The sequence below is a fragment of the Burkholderia semiarida genome, from assembly GCF_029268935.1.
GTDB lineage: Bacteria > Pseudomonadota > Gammaproteobacteria > Burkholderiales > Burkholderiaceae > Burkholderia > Burkholderia semiarida.
The window spans coordinates 984,815-1,002,310 of record NZ_JAHLCL010000008.1; the positions used below are offsets into that span (position 1 = coordinate 984,815).

The window sequence follows — 17,496 nt, forward strand, 5'->3', positions numbered from 1 at the left end:
CGAATAAGATGGCGCATTTGAGAACCCTGCTTGGGAGCGCGCGATGGCCCATACCTCGATGTCCGATACGATCTTGCCGGTGGAGCGCGAGGTGCAGGCGGCGGTCGAAGGACAGCGTGCGCTGGCGGCTTATCTGGCCACGCGAACGGAAATACAGCGCATCCAGATTTTCGATGACGAAAATCGCGCCCATCAGGTCGAGCTTCCGACTTCTGCACTGCGTCTGCTGGTCGACATCCTCGCGGAGCTTGCAGATGGCAATGCGGTCAAGGTCGTGCCCGTTCACGCGGAACTGACCACGCAGGAAGCAGCCGACCTGCTCAATGTGTCCCGTCCACACCTGATCAAGCTGCTCGAATCGAAGGCGCTGCCGTATCACAAGACCGGCAAGCATCGTCGTGTGCGCTTTTCCGATCTGATGCGTTACAAGACCGAACGCGATCGGGCGAGCGCCAATGCGATGGAAGAGTTGGGGCGGCAAGCGCAGGAATTCGGGATGGGCTACGAATGACGAGTTCGCCATTCACGGCGGTCTATGATGCCTGCGTGCTGTACCCGGCACCGTTGCGCGATTTCCTGATGTGGCTCGCATTGAGCGGGTGTTTCAGGGCTCGCTGGAGTGCCGATATCCATAACGAATGGAAACGGAACCTGTTGCGCAAGCGCCCGGACCTCGGCGCCGCACAACTCGACCGGACTGCGAGTCTGATGGATCGCGCGATACCTGATGCGCTGGTGACCGGGTACGAAGCGTTGATCGAGGGCCTGAGGCTGCCGGATGCCGATGATCGGCATGTACTGGCCGCCGCGATCCGCTGCAACGCCAGTGTGATCGTGACGTTCAACCAGAAGGACTTTCCCGACGCAGTGCTGTCGGCGTACGGGGTGGAGGCGCAGCATCCCGACGTGTTCGTCGACAATCTGTTCGATCTCGAGCCGGCTGCGGTTGTCGGCGCAGCACGGCGACAACGCGAAATGCTTAAGCATCCTCCGATGATGGTGGATCGCTACCTCGACATCCTGCAGCGGCAGGGGATGGTTCAGACCTGCAAGGCGCTCGAAGCTTACCGGGCGATTCTCTGAACGAGGCGCCATGGTGTTCGCGTGCTCAGCGAATCGCCGGCACGTTGCTCGCGCATCCGTTTCAACGTGTTTCTTCGGTCGCCCGTGCCGCGCCCCGACATGCGACGAAGCAGAGGGCGACGCGCCCCGAAACGCTCGCACCGTCCTCTGCCCGCCGTCATGTCGGAGCGGTCAGAACCGCTGCTGAATCCCCGCCGTGACCCCGACCTGCGTCGTGCCGTACCCATTGAAATCGCGCGACACGCCGACTTTCTGGTCGTGCTTCGCGATCGCGAACGCACCGGCTGCATACAGCACCGTGCGCTTCGACAGCGCGTACTGCGCACGCACCGACACCAGCGTCGGGTCGGCATCCGTGCCGCCCTTGATGTTCTGGTGGTAGACGGCCGCGATCAACGAGAACGTCGGCGTGAACTGGTACGACCCGCCGAGCCAATACATGTCGCTCAACTGGTTCGCGGCCGTGGTGTGATACGTGCGCCGATAGTTGCGATAGCCGGCCATCGTTTTCAGGTTACCGAAGTCGTAGCTCAGGCCCGCGTGGATGCCTTGAATGTAGTTGACGGTATCGGCCGGCGTGACGCTGTCGGCCGCGCCGTTCTGCCGGTCGAACGTGACCACGGCCGCGAACGGCCCTGTCTCGTAACCGACCGCGAAATCGTATTTCGAGCTGGTCTTCACGCTGCCCGGCACGTTGCCGAAACCGTACAGCGCGCCGAACTTGAAGCCGCTGAATTCGCCGTCGTAGCGCACCGCGTTCGACGAGCGCGTGAACAGGCCGTCCTTGCGGCCGCCCGTCGCCATCGACGAGGTCGCCCACGAGTAGTTCTGCGCGTAGCCCATCGGGTCGAACGGCAGCATGTAGTCGTACGTGACGGTGAAGTTGCGGCCGAGCGACAGTTCGCCCCATTTGCCTTTCAGGCCGACCGTCGCGCGGCGCGCGAAGATTGAGTCGGGGCCGTCGTCGGACGCGCCATTCGCGAGATCGATGCCGCTTTCGAGGCGGAACACGGCTTTCAATCCGCCGCCGAGATCCTCGACGCCGCGCAAGCCCCAGCGCGACGTGTTCTTGTTGCCCGACTTCAGCTTGAACGCATTGCCGCCCTCCGGGGCCGCATGGTTCGTGTATTCGATGCCCGCGTCCATGATCCCGTATATCGTGACCGACGACTGCGCGTGCGCGGCCGGCGCGGCGAGACAGGCTGCCGCGGCCGAACTGGTGAGGACTGCTGTTCGAATAGAGCGTTCTGCGCGTGACTTCATTTTGACGGTGTCTCCTAGATTATTGTGGGCGGGTTGAAACAGAAAACGGGTACGCGGCGCGCCATCGGCGGACGCCGTGAAGCGTCCGCCGATGCGAGTCGCAAAGGGGCGGCTTGAAAGCCGGCGCGGCGGCACGCGAGCCGCCGCGATGCGGATCAGCCCGCTTTCGCGAACGCCCAGCAGTCGTTGGCCGGGAATTCGATCCAGTGCTTGCCGGCCGCGCGCGGCACGTGGCCGAACGCGCGCAGGCGCATCTCGCCGCAATGGAACAGGTATTCCCAGCGGTCGCCGAGATACATCGACGTGACGAGGTCGGCCTGCAGCCGGTTCGCGCCCGGGCCGTCGGCCACCTGCACGCGCTCGAGACGGATCACGGCCTGCGCGTCCTGGCCCGGCGCGAACGTGTCGCGGGCCAGCGCCTGCAACTCCCAGCCGTCGCCGGCAAGCGTCACGCGTTCGCCGTCGACGGCCGCGACGCGCGCGTCGATCCGGTTGTTGCTGCCCATGAATTCGGCGGTATACAGCGAGCGCGGCGCACCGTACAGCTCGGCCGGCGTGCCTTCCTGCTCGATGCGGCCGTTGCGCAGCAGCAGGATGCGGTCGGACATCGCCATCGCTTCGGTCTGGTCGTGCGTCACGCACAGGGCCGACAGTCCGAGCGACACGATCAGCTCGCGCAGCCACGCACGCGCTTCCTCGCGCAGCTTCGCGTCGAGGTTCGACAGCGGCTCGTCGAGCAGAATCACCGGCGGGTTGTAGACGAGCGCACGGGCGATCGCGACGCGCTGCTGCTGGCCGCCCGACAGTTGATGCGGAAAGCGTTCGGCGAGATGGCCGAGGCCGAGCTGGTCGAGCGCGGCCTGCACGCGGTGTTTCTGTTCGGCAGGCGCCACGCGGCGCAGCTTGAGCCCGTAGCCGACGTTGTCGGCGACGGTGCGGTGCGGCCACAGCGCGTACGACTGGAACACGAGGCCGAGCGAACGCTGTTCGACGGGCAGGTCGATACGCCGCGCGCCGTCGAAGAACACGCGCTCGTCGAGCTGGATGCGGCCGTCGGACGGCTGTTCGAGGCCGGCCACCGCGCGCAGCAGCGTGGTCTTGCCGCTGCCCGACGCGCCGAGCAGGCACACGACTTCGCCGGCCTTCAGTTCGAACGACACGCCCTTGAGGATCGGGTTGGCGCCGTAGCTGAGGTGCAGATCGTCGACGATGAGCTTATCCATGAAGTTTCACTCCGAAGCGCAGGGCCACGCCGAGACCGGCGCCGACCATCGCGATGTTGATGACAGAGAGCGCGGCGACCTGGTCGACGGCGCCGGTCGCCCACAGCGACACGAGCAGCGCGCCGATCACTTCGGTGCCGGGCGACAGCAGGTAGACGGCGGTCGAGTATTCGCGCTCGAAGATCATGAAGATCAGCAGCCACGCGGCGAGCAGGCCGAAGCGCACGAGCGGCAGCGTCACGTCGAGCGACACGCGGCTGCGCGTCGCGCCGACGCTGCGGCCGGCTTCCTCGAGCTCGGGGCCGACCTGCAGCAGCGCGCTCTGGATGAGCCGCATCCCGTACGCGAGCCATACGACCGTGTACGCGATCCAGATGCTCCACATCGAGTTCTTCAGTTCGCGCAGGCCCGGCACGAACAGGAAGATCCACAGGAACGCGAGACCGGCGAGCAGGCCCGGCACGGCGCGCGGCAGCAGCACGAGGTAGTCGAGCAGCCTGGTCGCCCAGTCGGGGCGGCGGTGGCCGGCGAACGCGACGAGCGAGTAGAAGCCGATCGCGAGCGCGCCGCCGATCACGCCGATGCCGAGCGTGTTGACGATCGCGCGCACCAGGTTGTCCTGCTCGAACAGCTCGACGAAGTTCGCCAGCGTCAGCACTTCGCCGAGCGGCACGCCTTCGCCCCAGTTGGTCACGAACGCGCGCAGCACGATGCCCGAGATCGGCACGATCACGGTCAGCGCGAGCCACAGCGCGACGATCGCGAGCGCGACCCAGCGCCACACGCCGAGCGGCAGCACGGTCGCGCGGCCGGCCTTGCCCTTCACGGTGACGAAGCGGTTCGCGGTCTTCAGCAGGCGGCGCTGCAGCAGCACGAGCGGGAAGGTGATCGCGACGATGCACACGGCGACCGCGGCCATCAGGTGATACGACGGCACGCCGAGCTTGTTGGTCAGCTTGTACAGGTAGGTCGCGAGCACGAGGTGGCCTTCCGGGTCGCCGAGCACGAGCGGCAGCCCGAACACCTCGAAGCCGAGGAAGAACACCAGCACGCCGGCGAACAGCAGCGCGGGCATCGTCATCGGCAGGCTCACGTCGAGCGCGACGCGGAACGGGCGGGCGCCCGCCACGCGCGCGGCTTCCTCGACGTCCGAGCCGAGGTTGCGCAGCGCGGCCGACGAATACAGGTACACGTGCGGCACGTGCGTGAGGCCGACGATCACCGTGATCGCGAAGATCGAATACACGTTCCAGGGCACGCTCTGCGCCCCGAACAGCTCCTTGAACCACACCGAGTAGAAGCCGACCGGGCCGGCCGCGACCACGTAGCCGAACGCGAGCACCATCGGCGACACGAACACCGGCGTGAGCAGCAGCGGTTCGAGCCAGCGGCGGCCGGGCAGGTCCGTGCGCACCATCAGGAACGCGAGGATGCCGCCGAGCGGGATCGAGATGAACAGCATCCCGCCGGCGATGATGAACGAGTTCTTCACGGCCGACCAGAAATCGGGATCGCTGAAGATGAAGCGGAAGCCTTCGATGCCGAGCGTCTTGTTCGCGTCGAAGAACGGCGCGGACAGCAGGCTCTGGATCAGGATGAAGCCGAGCGGCAGCGCGACCGCGACGGTCAGTACCGCGACGACGATCCAGCGCAGCATGCCGGCGAGCGGCTGCAGGCTGCTGACCGGCAGCGCGGGAATCGCGTCGCGCGGGCCGGTGGCGGGCGGAACGGCCGGTGCCGTGCCGCGTGTGCTGGTGGAAAGCATGAGTTCGCCCCTGCGGCCATCCGGATGGCCGCCTCAAGGAAGTCGGTAAGGGGAAGGGGCCGCCCGCGCGCCGTGCGGCGGGCGGCCCGGCGTCAGCGGCTCAGCGCTTGATCGCCTGCTGCCATTGCTTCAGGAACGCGAGGCGCTTCGACTGGTCGAGATAGACGAGCAGGCCGGTGCCGATCTGGATCGGCTTGAGCGAATCGCCGAGTTCCTTCGTGAGGCTCGCGGCCGACGTTTCGCCGGTCACGTCCGCGCGGATCGCGTACAGGTTCGCCTGGTTCGCGATCAGCGTCTGGCCGCGCTTCGACAGCAGGTAGTCGACCCACAGCTTCGCGGCGTTCGGGTTCTTCGCCTTCTTCGACACGGTGGCGAGGCGGCTCACGACCTGCGTGTAGTCCTTCGGAAACACGTAGCCGATCGACTTGTCCTTCTTCGCCTTCGCGTACGCATACGAGCCGATGATGTTGTAGCCGATCAGGTTCTCGCCCGACGAGATGCGCTCCATCATCGCGCCCGTGCTCGACTGCAGCTTCGGGCCGGTCGCGCCGATCGCCTTCACGAGTTCCCACGTGACCTTCTCGTTTACGTGCGCGTCCTGGGTCAGGTAGTTGAAGCCGACGCCCGATTTCTCGATGTCGTAGGTCGTGACCTTGCCCTTGAACTTGTCGGCCTGCGTGGTGAGCAGCTTGATCAGGTCGGCGCGGGTTTTCGGCACCTCGTTCTCGGGGATCAGCCGCTTGTTGTAGACGATCGCGAGCGGCTCGAACGTCGTGCCGTACGCCTGCTTCTGGTACTGCGCCCATTGCGGCACGTTCGGGCTTTCGGGCGAATCGTACGTCGCCATCAGGCCGTCGTTGACGAGCTTGACCTGCAGGTCCATCGCCGAGCTCCACAGCACGTCGGCGCTGGTGCTGCTCGCCGCGTTCTCGCTGATGTAGCGGTTGTACAGCTCGGTGCTGTTCATGTCGTTGTACTCGACCTTCACGCCGTACAGGCTTTCGAAGTCCTTGATCAGCGGACGCACGAGGCCCGTGTCGGTCGTCGAGTAGACGATCAGCTTGCCTTCCTTCTTCGCGGCGTCGATCACGCCCTGGTAGTTCCCCGGGTAGCCGGCCGGAACCTGCGCGGCGGCGCCGCCGGCGGCAGTGCCCAGGACGACCGCCAGCGCGGCGGCGAGGTGCTTCGGTGCAAACGGCATGTCTTCCTCCAGTGATGCGTCGATGTTGTTCGAATGACGCGGATGTTACGGGCGGGGCACTTTCAGCCCGCTTTCATTTCCGTTCGCGATTGCGCCGTTCGCGTCATGGATTTCCCGGGGGCGACGCGGGTTTCGCGGCGCAACAGGGGGACGCGACGCGGGGTGACCGGCTACGCGGGCGCGGCCACCAGTTGCCCGAGGACTTGGCCACCATGCCGCGCGTACGCGGCCGTTCGCGCCGCATACCCGACGCCGCCGCCGACGACGCGGCCCGTTCGCGGCACCCGCGCAACCCGTGTTTGCGCGAGGCGTGGAGACGGAAAGGATCATGTAATGTAGCGGGCTGTCGCTGACCTTACCGGAATCCCCATGCGTGTGCTGCTCGTCGAAGACAACCCGAACCTGGCCCAGTCGCTGAGCGATGCGCTGAGCGCCGCGCGCTTCGCGGTCGATCACATGGCCGACGGCGAGGCGGCGGACCACGTGCTGCGCACGCAGGATTACGCGTTGGTGATCCTCGATCTCGGGCTGCCGAAGCTCGACGGGCTGGAGGTGCTGCGGCGGCTGCGCGCGCGCCGCAATCCGGTGCCGGTGTTGATTCTCACCGCGCACGGTTCGGTCGAGGACCGCGTGAAGGGGCTCGATCTCGGCGCCGACGACTATCTCGCGAAACCGTTCGAGCTGACCGAACTCGAGGCGCGCGCCCGCGCGCTGATCCGCCGCAGCCTCGGCCACGAGCATTCGCGGGTCGAATGCGGGCCGCTTTCGTATGACAGTATCGATCGCAGCTTCCATCTCGCGGGCGAGCCGCTGTCGCTCACGCCGCGCGAGCGCTCGGTGCTCGAGGTGCTGATCCTGCGCAACGGCCGCGCGATCAACAAGGACACGCTGTCGGAGAAGATCTTCGGGCTCGACGAGTCGGTCAACGCCGATGCGATCGAGATCTACGTATACCGGCTGCGCAAGAAGCTGGAGAACACCGGCGTCGCGATCGTCACGCTGCGCGGGCTCGGCTATCTGCTCGAAGCAAAGGCGGGGGCGGCCGAATGAGCGCCCGTCGCGCTCGTTCGTGCTCGCCGGCGGCCGACGCGGCGCCTGCGATCGTTGGCGCGGTCCGGCCGAACGCATGATGACCCGCCCGAACCTGCGCGCGCAGGTCGCGCTGTGGCTGCTGCTGCCGCTGCTCGGCCTGCTCGCGCTCGACTCGTGGCTCACGTACCAGCGCGCGATGAGCGCCGCGCACGTCGCGTTCGACCGCACGCTGTCGTCGTCGCTGAAGTCGATCCGCGAAGGCGTGCGGCTCAACGACGGCGAGATCGAGGTCGACCTCCCGTATCTCGCGCTCGAAATGCTCGAGTCGAGCGACGGCGGCAAGATCTACTACCTGATCCGCGAGGACAACGGCCGCACGGTCACCGGCTATCCGGACCTGCCGCTGCCGCGCGGGCGCGACGCGGGCGACGGCGCGCTGTTCGTCACGCGCTACTACGACGTCGTGTATCGCGGCGAACAACTGCGGATGGCCGCGCTGCGCATCCCGGTGCACGACGTGCCGACCGCGCAGTCGCGCATCGTGTGGGTGATGGTCGGCGAGACGATCGAGGCGCGCCAGGCGCTCGCGCGCGAGATCCTGATCGGGTCGCTGCTGCAGGAAGGGCTGCTCGTCGTGCTGGCGCTCGGGATCGTGTGGCTCGGCGTCGGGCGCGGGCTGCGGCCGCTGAACCGGCTGTCGGCGACCGTCGCCGCGCGCAGCGAGGACGACACGACGCCGCTCGACACGGGCGCGATGCCGAGCGAACTCGCGCCGCTCGTCGATTCGATCAACCAGTACATCGGCCGCACGCAGCGGATGCAGGTGGCGCGGCGCCGCTTCTTCGCCGATGCGGCCCATCAGTTGAAGACGCCGCTCGCGGCGGTGCAGGCGGGCGTCGAGCTCGCGCTGCGGCCCGACGAGCAGCCGCGCATGAACGTGCACCTGCGGCGCGCGAACGGCGCGGTGCGGCAGGCCGCGAAGATCGTCCAGCAACTGCTGTCGCTGTCGCGGCTCGATTCCGACAGCGGTCATGCGGTCGCGCACAAGCCGGTTGCGCTGCACCGGCTCGCACGCAGCGTGACGCTCGACTGGTCGCCCGTCGCCCGCGCGCGCGACATCGATCTCGGCTTCGAGCACGAAGCCGACGTCGACGTGCTCGGGCAGTCCGACCTGCTCGGCGAGATGATCGGCAATCTGATCGACAACGCGATCCGTTATGCGGGCGACCATGCGGTGATCACGGTGCGCGTCTCGCGCGACGGCGAAGCGGCGCGGCTCGACGTGATCGACGACGGGCCGGGCATTCCGGCCGACGAACGCGACGCGGTGTTCGAGCGTTTCCATCGCGGCAGCAAGACGCAGACGGTCGAAGGCACCGGGCTCGGGCTGTCGATCGTGCGGGAAATCGCGCGCGTGCATCAGGGGAGCGTGACGTTGGCCGATGCGGCCGGCGGCGGGCTGATCGTGACGATCCGGCTGCCGGCGGCGGTGAACGACGCGATGCCGCGCGCCGTATGACGGCGCGCGTAGTAGCGGGCCGCGCTGTCCGGCTCAATCGCCGAACCCGATCTCCGCTTCGACCGGCTGCCCGACTTCGAGCCACGCGCCGGCGCCTTCGACGACGATCGCATTGATGCCGAACGTCAGCGCGCCGTCGTAGTTCGGGTTCGCGCGATAGGTCTGCATCGTGTCGGTCGGCTCGTGCGGCCATGCCGGGTCCGGCGTGCCGGTTGCCTGGTCGATCGTCGGCACCGGGCAGCGCGTGCACAGCTTGACGAGCCGCAGCCGCACCGGCGTGTCGCCGCCGGCGTCGAGATGCTCGACGAAATCCTCTTCGTACGCATCGAGATCCGACACGACGATGTTTGGCCGGAAGCGGTTCATCGGGATCGCCGGCGCGCCCTTCGCGGCAAGCCGCGCGTTCAGGTCGTCTAGCGACGACTGGCCGATCACCAGCAGCGGATAACCGTCGGCGAACTGCGTATGCGTATCGATGTCGCCGGTCCATTTGCGGTTGCAGCCGCGGCGCGCGTCGGGGCCGAAGCGCGCGAGCTTCGTCGGCGCGCCGAGAAATGCGGTGAGCCACGCGGCCGTTTCGGCGCCCGTGTCGATCGCGTCGACGGTGTCGCGCCACACGGTCGCGGCCATCTTCGGCGTCGCGGGCGTCGCGTCGCCGTCGAGCGGCGTGCGGATCTCCGGCATGCCCGGCGCGTTCAGCACGAGCGCATCGCGGTCGAGCGTCGGGTGGATCAGCGCGAGGCGCGGGTGCGTGCGCTGCGTGAGCATCTGTCCGTGCGGATCGGTGATCAGCCAGTGACGGTCGTACGCGAGGCCCGTTTCGAGCAGTTGCGCGCGCGACAGCGCGATGCCGGCGCAGGATTTGATCGGGTAGACGAAGAGTTCGGCGATGGCTGGCATGACGTGACGCTGGCTGGAGGCGGGATGATCGAATCGCGATTGTGCCAGATCATGCGTGAGCCGTTCGGGCGGTCGTGCGCCGCCACGCGTTCCTCAGGCGAGCGGGAAGCCGGTGTCGAAGGTCGTGCGCACGTCGAGCGGCTGGCGCAGCAGCCCGGCCTTCAGGTAGAAGTCGGCCGTGCGCTGCTGTTCGGCGATCACCGCTGCGTCGATCGGCTGCCAGCGCGTGCCGCGGCGCTCGAACTGCAGCTTCGCGGCGGCCGGCGGAATGCCGATGATGCGTGCGAGCGCCGCCGAATACGCGTCGGCGTGCCGGTACGACCAGGCCTGCGCGCGCACGACGCGCCGCAGGAAATCGTGCAGCACGTCGCGCTTCGATGCGATCGCCGCGTCGGTCGCCGCGAGATAGCTGAGGCCCGACCACAGCCCGCGGCCGTTGACCAGCACGCGCGCGCGGCCGCTCGTTTCGGCGAGGGCGGTATAGGGCTCCCAGGTGGCCCACGCGTCGATCGAACCGGTGGCGAGCGCCAGCATCGTGTCGGCCGGCGGCAGGAAGCGGAACGACACCGCATCGGGCGGCAGGCCGGCCGCATCGAGCGCCTTCAGCGTGACGAAATGGCCGATCGAGCCGCGCGTGGTGCCGATGCGCTTGCCCTTCAGGTCGGCCGCGCCTTTCAGCGCGGCGTCGGGTTGCACGAGCACGGCCGTGCCGTATGGATCGGAACGGTTCGCGCCGATCACCTTGATGCGGGCGCCCGAGGCGAGCGCGAAGATCACCGGCGCGTCGCCGATCGGCCCGCAGTCGACGGCGGCCGCGTTCAGCGCTTCCGCGAGCGGCGCGGCGGCCGGGAATTCGGTCCACGCGATGTCGTACGCGAGCCCGTTCAGTTCGCCGGCCGCTTCGAGCAGCGCGCGCAGCCCGCCTTTCTGGTCGCCGGCGCGCAGCAGCGGGCGTACGCCCGACTGCGCGCGCACGGCGGCCGGGGCGGCGGCGATCGTGGCAAGGGCGCTCGCCTGCGCGAGGAAATGGCGTCGGGTCGGATTCATCGTGAAGTTCGGTTCAAGAAAGGTTCAGGGATTCAATGCGGAAGCCCGGCCTGTACGTCGCGCACGGGTTCCTGGTCGACGCGCAGCAGCAGCGCGGTCAGTGCGTCGCCGCTCGTGGTGCGCGCGGCCGGGCGGGCCACCGTGTCCGAGCGGCACAGCAGGTCGGCATCCGACCAGCCGGCGCTGCCCGGCAATGCGCGCGCCCGCAGCCAGCCGCGCCGATCGGCGAGCAGTTGCGTGCCGCCGAGCGCATCGGGCGCGACGCCGGCGATCGTCGCGAACGCGAGCCACGCATCGGCGGTCGTCGCGACGCAGTTCGCGCGCGGGCCGGCTGACGGCGGCACGGGCGCGCCGCGTTCGGTAACGAGCAAGGTTTGCCAGCGCGCGTCTTCCTGCGGTGGCGTCGCGCCGGCCGCGAGCGCGACGACGCGCACGCGCTGGCCTTCGCGCCAGCGCTCGAGCGCCTGGGGCGCGGCGTCGCCGCACCGCACGTCGAGCGCCGGCAGCGGGACGGGCACCGGCCACGCGCCTTCCGCCTGCGCGCCGCTGCCCGCGGCCAGCGCTTTCAGGTAATCGAGCACGGCCCATGTGTCCTGCGGGCCGAGCGTCGCCGCGAAGCCGGGCATCGTCGACGCACCGTGCTCGTCCCGCGTGCCGTGGCGCACGCGCCAGAACAGTTCGCCGTCGAGCCGACGCGCGAGCAGCGCACCGGCGAAGGTCGGCGGCCAGTGCGCGAGCGTGGCCGCGAGCGGACCTTCGCCGCGCCCGTCCGCGCCGTGGCAGGCCGCGCAATGTTGCGCATACAGGTGCGCGCCGCGCATCACGTTCGACACGGAAAACGGCGTGGGGTCGCGCTGGAAGCTCGTCGGCACGGCGGGCGCGAGCCACAGCGAAGCGGGCGGCCACGGCGCGAACCACGCGACGGCCAGCGCGGCGATGGCCGTCGCGACACGCCACTTGCGCAAAGCCAGCGCGGCGCAGGCGAGTCCGACGGCCAGCGCCGTCAACGTACACGCGAACGCGAGTTGCCGCGTGAGCCCGGCGTCGATGCGCAGCGTTTCAAGCGCGATGCGGTGTGCCCACGGCCACGCGGCCTGGCCGTCGGCGTCGCCGGTCAGGCCGATCGCGTGCAACCCATGCGCCAACGCGATTTGTGCGCGATACAGCAGTTGCAGGAACGCGATGGCCCAGTCGGCGAACGGCGGCGCATTCATCGCGCGCGCCTCCGGCGGACCGCATTCGAACGTCGAACGGCACCCGGCATCTACCAGCTCGCATCGAGCCCGAGATGCCGCAGCGCGTCGTGGCGCAATTCGGCGAGGCGCGGGTCGCCGCGATGGCGCGGGTAGGGCAGGTCGACGCGCAGTTCGGCGACGATCCGTGCCGGGCGCGGCCCGAACACGATCACGCGCTGCGCGAGAAACAGCGCTTCTTCCACGTCGTGCGTGACGAGCAGCGCGGAGAAGCCGTCGCGTTGCCACAGCGCGGTCAGTTCGGCCTGCATCGTGAGCCGCGTCAGCGAATCGAGCTTGCCGAGCGGTTCGTCGAGGATCAGCAGGCGCGGATCGTTGACGAGCGCGCGGGCGAGCGCGACGCGCTGCGCCATCCCGCCGGACAACTGATGCGGAAACACGTTCGCGAAGTCCTCCAGCCCGACGCGCGCGAGCGCATCGTCGACGCGATGCTGCGCGGTACGCGCCACGCCGCGTGCTTCGAGGCCGAGCGCGACGTTCGCGCGCACGCGCCGCCACGGGTACAGCGTCGGGTCCTGGAACACGACGATGCGCGACGGATCGGGGCGCTCGATCGGCACGCCGTCCTGCGCGATTCGGCCTTGCTTGGCGGCGTCGAGCCCCGCGACGAGGCGCAGCAGCGTCGATTTCCCGCAGCCGCTCGGGCCGAGCAGCGCGACGAATTCGCCGGCCGCGACCGACAGCGACACGTCGTCGAGCACCGGCAGCGCGCCGCCGGGGCCGTCGAACGCGTGGCTCACGCGGCGGATGTCGATGCGTGCGCCGCGCGGCGGCGCGACGGCGGGCGCCGCGACAGTGGCGGCGGACGGTTCGAGTACGGCGGCGCTTACCATTTGACGGTTCCTTTCTGCCAGGCGAGCACGCGGTCGCGCACCGCGAACAGCAGCGCGATCAACCCGGAAAACAGCAGCGCCATCACGATCAGCGCCGCATACATGTTCACGTACGACGCCCAGCCCTGCGCCCAGCTCAAATACCAGCCGAGCCCCGACTTGACGCCCATCATCTCGGCGACGACCAGCACCGTGAACGACGCGCTCAGCCCCATGAAGATGCCGACGAACACGTGCGGCAGCGCGGCCGGAATCGCGACGCGCAGCACGAGGAAGCGCGCGTTCGCGCCGAGCGTGCGCGCGACGTCGTAGTACTGCTTGTTCACGCTCGCGACGCCCGACCACGTCAGCACGGCGACCGGGAAGCCGGTTGCAAGCGCGATCAGGAACGCGGCGGCCGAATAGCTCGACGGGAAGAAGTAGAACGTGAGCGGCAGCAGCGCGGTGGCCGGCACGGGCCCAAGCACGCGCAGCACCGGATGCACCCAGTAGCCGATCCGGCGCGACCAGCCGATCGACACGCCCACCGCGAAGCCGACCGTGACGCCGTACGCGAAGCCGAGCGCGAGCAGCTTCAGCGTGTTGCCGGCGCTGCCGGCGAGGCGCGGCCAGTCGTCGACGTAGACCTCGATCAGCGCCTGCGGCGGCGCGAAGAACGGCGTCGGCAGCCAGCCGGTTTTGGCGGTGACGATTTCCCACGCGGCGAGCACGAGCGGCAGCGCGACGAGCCACGGGCCGGCCGGGCGAACGCGTGCGAGCCGCGTGCGGGTCGCGGGAACGCGATGGCCGAGCGTCGCGGCGACGAGCAGCAGCGCGGCGATCGTCCACGCGGCCGTGCCGAACGTGTCGGTGTACGCCCAGTCGCTGAAGCCGACGATTCGGTTCGGCCACAGGTGCGTCAGCGCGCCGAGCGCGGCCCACGCGAATGCGGCGGCGATGCCGGTCGGCCAGGTGCGCGCGCGCCGGGCTTCCGCGGCCAGCGCGGCGTCGCAGGTCGTGCAGGCCGCTCGCGCGGAAGCATTGGCGTTGGCGGCGCCGGCCGGGGCCGATGCGGCGCGTGCGGCGGACGCATGTTCGATCGTCGACATCGCGTTACCCCAGTACGTTCGCATAGACCTGCTGCGCGAAGCGCTGCGGGTCCGTGCTCTTCTTCAGCACGCTGATGCGGCGGAAGTCGTCCGCATAGAACGCGATTTCCTGCTGCAGGTCGACGTTGGTCGGGTGGTGCGTGTAGGTGAGCGTCGCGTACAGCTTGCGCAGATCCTCGGGGCTGATCTTCGGCGAATACTTCGCGAACACCTTCGCGGCTTCGTTCGGGTTGTCGTGCGTGTACTCGGTGGCCTGCACGATCGAGCGCGCGAGCGCGGCGGCCGACGGCCGGTCGTTGCGCACGAGATCGCCGCGCGCGCCGATCACGCAGCACACCTTGCGCGCGTATTCGCCGGACAGGTTGGTCGCGAGTTCGGTATACGCGCCGTTGCTGCGCTTTTCGAGCAGGTAGAGATTCGGGTCGCCGTCGGCGATCGCGTGGATTTCGCCCTTGTCGACCGCGACGCCGAGCAGGTCGGCCGGATACTGCCGCCACGTGATGTCGCGCTCGGGATCGACGCCGTTCTTCGCGAGCAGGATCGAGAAGAAGTGCTTGCCGGGCGCGGCCAGATCGCTGACGCCGACCGTCTTGCCCTTCAGCGCCTGCAGCGTCGTGACGCCGGCCGCCTTCGCGCCGAGCAGTCGCACGCAGCCGCCGTGCGAGCTGCCGATGATCTTCACGTCGAAGCCGGCTTCGAGCGGCTTCAGCCAGCGGTGGATCATCCCGACCGCCGCATCGGCCTTGCCGGTCGCGATCGATTCGAGCAGTTGATCGGTCGAGCCGCTGTAGTTGATCAGCTCGACCTGCAGCCCGTTCTTCTCGAAGAAGCCGCGCTCCTGCGCGACGACGATCGGCGTCAGGCAGAACGCGTTCTGGTTCCACGCGAACGTGAGCTTCTTCAGCGGCGGCGCCGACCACGCGTGGCGGCCGAGCGTGATTGCCGGCACGGCGAGCGCGGCGGCGCCGGCCGCGCGCAGCAGCCGGCGGCGTTGGTCGTCGTGCGCGTCGTGGGGCGCGGGTGCGGTGGTTTGGGTCATGGTCTGGTCTCCGGTGTGGCGCAAGTCCGTTATTGGCGTGAACAGGCCCTAATCGAGCAGGTCGGGTTCGTCGGCGACGACGCGCGCGAACAGGCTGTCGAACGCATGCAGCGCACCGTCGGGACCGCCGATCTGGCCGTGCGTATGGCGCGCGGTCGCGTGATCGATCGGTTGCGGCGTGCCGGCCGCTTCGGCCAGCAACTGCGTGTGCGCGACGTTGTCGAGCGCGATGTACCACCACGCGGCGGCCTCGACCGTCGGGCCGGCCGTCAGGATCCCGTGGTTCTTCAGGATCACGCCCTTGTGCGTGGTGCCGTCCGGCTTCGCGAGCGCATCGGCGATCCGCGCGCCTTCGCTGGTGTCGACGACCATCCCGGTGAAATCGTCGAACAGCGCGTGATCCTCGTAGAACACGCACGCGTCCTGCGTGAGCGGATCGAGCGGGCGGCCGAGCGTCGACCATGCCTTGCCGTACGTCGAATGCGTGTGCGCGGCGGCGACCACGTGCGGATGGGCCTCGTGGATCGCCGCATGGATCGCGAACGCGGCCTTGTTCAGCGGCCGCTTGCCGATCGCGGTTTCGCCCCGTGCGTTGACGAGCAGCAGGTCGGAGACCTTGATCTGCGAGAAATGCACGCCGAGCGGGTTCACCCAGAAATGATCCGGCAGCTCCGGATCGCGTGCTGTGATGTGGCCCGCGAGGCCCGCCGCGAAGCCGAAGCGCGCGAACAGGCGGAACGCGGCCGCGAGCCGCTCCTGCCGGTGGCGGCGCTCGGCGGCGACGTCGAGGCGCGGTGCGGGCGGATCGAACCAGAAGTGCTGGCGCGGCGTGTCGGCGAGCACGAGGCCCGATGCGGTACGGTTGGGCGAGGACAGGACGGCGGACATGATCGCGTAGGGCTCCGTATGGCTCCGTTGGGCTCAGGCCGCGCGGCGCGCCGCGTCGCGTGCGGCGACGGCGCCGCGCACACGCGGAATCAGTTCACGGCCGTAGTCGATCGCGTCTTCCAGCGGGTCGAAGCCGCGGATCAGGAACGTCGTCACGCCGAGGTCGTAGTAGTCGAGCAACGCGTCGGCGACCTGTTCGGGCGTGCCGACGAGCGCCGTCGAATTCGAGCGCGCGCCGGTGAGCTTCGCGATCTCGGTCCACAGCCGCTTGTCGACGCGTGAGCCGCGCTCGGCCGCGGCGAGCAGGCGGCGTGCGCCTTCGCTCTGCTGTGGGCCGCCGGCGCCGAGCCCGGCCGCTTCGCGCAGCCGGCGCGTTTCGTCGAGGATGCGGTGCGCACGCGCCCACGCTTCGTCCTCGGTCGCCGCGAGGATCGGGCGGAAGGATACGGAGAAGCGCACCTGGCGGCCGTGTTTCGCGGCTTCGGCGCGCACGCGCGTCGTCAGGTCGCGCACCTGGTCGAGCGATTCGCCCCACAGCGCGTACACGTCCGCGTGCTTGCCGGCCACCGCGAGCGCGGCTTCCGACGCGCCGCCGAAGTAGATCGGCACGTGCGGCTGCTGGAACGGCTTCACTTCCGAGAAACCCTGCTTGAACCGGTAATGCGCGCCGTCGTGATCGAACGGCTGCGCTTCCGTCCAGATTCGCCGCAGGATGCCGAGGTATTCGTCGGTGCGTGCATAGCGCGCGTCGTGATCGAGGAAATCGCCGTCGCGCTGCTGCTCGCTGTCCGAGCCGCCGGAGATGAAGTGCACGGCGAGCCGGCCGCGGCTGAACTGGTCGAGCGTCGCGATCTGCCGCGCGGCGAGCGTCGGCGCGGTGAAGCCGGGGCGATGCGCGAGCATGAAATGGATGCGCTCGGTCGCGGCCGCCGCGAACGCGATCGTCAGCGTCGCCGACGGGCCGGTCGAGTGATGCGGCACGAGAATCCGGTCGAAACCGGCCGTTTCGTGGGCGCGGGCAAAGTCGCGCACATAGTCGGGATCGACCACGGGGCCGGACGCCGGGTGGATTTCCGACTGCTTCTGGCTCTGGATCATGCCGATGAATTCGACGCTCATCTGGGTCTCCGGTGCAGGGATGTCCCGGCGCACGGCCGGGCAGGAATGGAGCGCAGGTTAACGCCGGGATCATGCGGAATGGAAATAATCAATCCGGATTTGAATATCAGATTTGCATGGTTTGGGGCCGTATGGGTTGCGCATACGCTGTGGGCTCGTGAATGATCGGGCGCGCGTTGGCGCTGTTTTCGCCTGCTGTTTGCGCCCGCCGTTTTCGTCGTTCCGCCGCCGTGTTCGACCTAC

16 protein-coding genes are annotated in these 17,496 nt (G+C 68.8%); 4 read left to right on the top strand and 12 right to left on the bottom strand.

Features of this window, described 5'->3' with window-relative positions; translation table 11 throughout:
* Positions 1 to 43: 43 nt before the first annotated feature.
* The gene (locus tag KPB06_RS27710) at positions 44 to 511 is read left to right on the top strand and encodes a helix-turn-helix domain-containing protein (protein ID WP_059574579.1); all 468 of its coding nucleotides are present in this window, start codon (positions 44 to 46) and stop codon (positions 509 to 511) included.
* Complete coding sequence (locus KPB06_RS27715; protein WP_059574577.1) at positions 508 to 1,083, top strand: PIN domain-containing protein; 576 nt, start codon at positions 508 to 510, stop codon at positions 1,081 to 1,083. The genes KPB06_RS27710 and KPB06_RS27715 overlap by 4 nt, the downstream gene beginning before the upstream one ends.
* A gap of 171 nt (positions 1,084 to 1,254) precedes the next feature.
* On the opposite strand, the gene KPB06_RS27720 is transcribed toward KPB06_RS27715, so the two are convergent.
* The 4 genes from KPB06_RS27720 to KPB06_RS27735 all read right to left on the bottom strand — a co-directional run bounded on the left by KPB06_RS27720 (position 1,255) and on the right by KPB06_RS27735 (position 6,535).
* The gene (locus KPB06_RS27720) at positions 1,255 to 2,346 is read right to left on the bottom strand and encodes a porin (protein WP_099317383.1); all 1,092 of its coding nucleotides are present in this window, start codon (positions 2,344 to 2,346) and stop codon (positions 1,255 to 1,257) included.
* Between the two features lie 155 nt (positions 2,347 to 2,501).
* Positions 2,502 to 3,569, bottom strand: a complete 1,068-nt coding sequence (locus tag KPB06_RS27725) for an ABC transporter ATP-binding protein (RefSeq protein ID WP_059639380.1) — start codon at positions 3,567 to 3,569, stop codon at positions 2,502 to 2,504.
* Positions 3,562 to 5,334, bottom strand: a complete 1,773-nt coding sequence (locus tag KPB06_RS27730; protein ID WP_275905872.1) for an ABC transporter permease — start codon at positions 5,332 to 5,334, stop codon at positions 3,562 to 3,564. Before KPB06_RS27730 ends, KPB06_RS27725 begins: the two co-directional genes overlap by 8 nt.
* A gap of 100 nt (positions 5,335 to 5,434) precedes the next feature.
* Positions 5,435 to 6,535, bottom strand: coding sequence for an ABC transporter substrate-binding protein (locus tag KPB06_RS27735; RefSeq protein WP_099317385.1), 1,101 nt, complete (start codon positions 6,533 to 6,535; stop codon positions 5,435 to 5,437).
* A 369-nt stretch (positions 6,536 to 6,904) separates the two neighbouring features.
* On the opposite strand from KPB06_RS27735, the gene KPB06_RS27740 reads away from it, so the two are divergent.
* Together KPB06_RS27740 and KPB06_RS27745 are read left to right on the top strand one after the other, a co-directional pair.
* Positions 6,905 to 7,585, top strand: a complete 681-nt coding sequence (locus tag KPB06_RS27740) for a response regulator (protein ID WP_060311033.1) — start codon at positions 6,905 to 6,907, stop codon at positions 7,583 to 7,585.
* A 79-nt stretch (positions 7,586 to 7,664) separates the two neighbouring features.
* Complete coding sequence (locus KPB06_RS27745) at positions 7,665 to 9,086, top strand: sensor histidine kinase (RefSeq protein WP_059574680.1); 1,422 nt, start codon at positions 7,665 to 7,667, stop codon at positions 9,084 to 9,086.
* 33 nt (positions 9,087 to 9,119) lie between these two features.
* On the opposite strand, the gene KPB06_RS27750 is transcribed toward KPB06_RS27745, so the two are convergent.
* The 8 genes from KPB06_RS27750 to KPB06_RS27785 all read right to left on the bottom strand — a co-directional run bounded on the left by KPB06_RS27750 (position 9,120) and on the right by KPB06_RS27785 (position 17,253).
* Positions 9,120 to 9,986, bottom strand: a complete 867-nt coding sequence (locus KPB06_RS27750) for an MOSC domain-containing protein (protein ID WP_099317387.1) — start codon at positions 9,984 to 9,986, stop codon at positions 9,120 to 9,122.
* 93 nt (positions 9,987 to 10,079) lie between these two features.
* Positions 10,080 to 11,033: an ABC transporter substrate-binding protein gene (locus KPB06_RS27755; RefSeq protein WP_059639387.1), complete on the bottom strand. Its 954-nt coding sequence runs from the start codon at positions 11,031 to 11,033 to the stop codon at positions 10,080 to 10,082.
* Positions 11,034 to 11,065: 32 nt separating this feature from the next.
* Positions 11,066 to 12,247 carry a c-type cytochrome gene (locus KPB06_RS27760; RefSeq protein ID WP_275905871.1) on the bottom strand — a complete coding sequence of 394 codons (1,182 nt, stop codon included), beginning with the start codon at positions 12,245 to 12,247 and terminating at the stop codon, positions 11,066 to 11,068.
* A 50-nt stretch (positions 12,248 to 12,297) separates the two neighbouring features.
* A complete protein-coding gene (locus KPB06_RS27765; protein WP_275905870.1) occupies positions 12,298 to 13,119 on the bottom strand; it encodes an ABC transporter ATP-binding protein in 822 nt (273 codons plus the stop codon).
* Positions 13,113 to 14,207 carry an ABC transporter permease gene (locus tag KPB06_RS27770; RefSeq protein ID WP_060011323.1) on the bottom strand — a complete coding sequence of 365 codons (1,095 nt, stop codon included), beginning with the start codon at positions 14,205 to 14,207 and terminating at the stop codon, positions 13,113 to 13,115. Before KPB06_RS27770 ends, KPB06_RS27765 begins: the two co-directional genes overlap by 7 nt.
* Before the next feature lie 4 nt (positions 14,208 to 14,211).
* Positions 14,212 to 15,246 carry an ABC transporter substrate-binding protein gene (locus KPB06_RS27775; protein WP_060011325.1) on the bottom strand — a complete coding sequence of 345 codons (1,035 nt, stop codon included), beginning with the start codon at positions 15,244 to 15,246 and terminating at the stop codon, positions 14,212 to 14,214.
* A 48-nt stretch (positions 15,247 to 15,294) separates the two neighbouring features.
* Positions 15,295 to 16,134 carry a class II aldolase/adducin family protein gene (locus KPB06_RS27780; RefSeq protein ID WP_060011327.1) on the bottom strand — a complete coding sequence of 280 codons (840 nt, stop codon included), beginning with the start codon at positions 16,132 to 16,134 and terminating at the stop codon, positions 15,295 to 15,297.
* Positions 16,135 to 16,167: 33 nt separating this feature from the next.
* The gene (locus KPB06_RS27785; RefSeq protein WP_060011329.1) at positions 16,168 to 17,253 is read right to left on the bottom strand and encodes an LLM class flavin-dependent oxidoreductase; all 1,086 of its coding nucleotides are present in this window, start codon (positions 17,251 to 17,253) and stop codon (positions 16,168 to 16,170) included.
* Between the last annotated feature and the right edge of the window lie 243 nt (positions 17,254 to 17,496).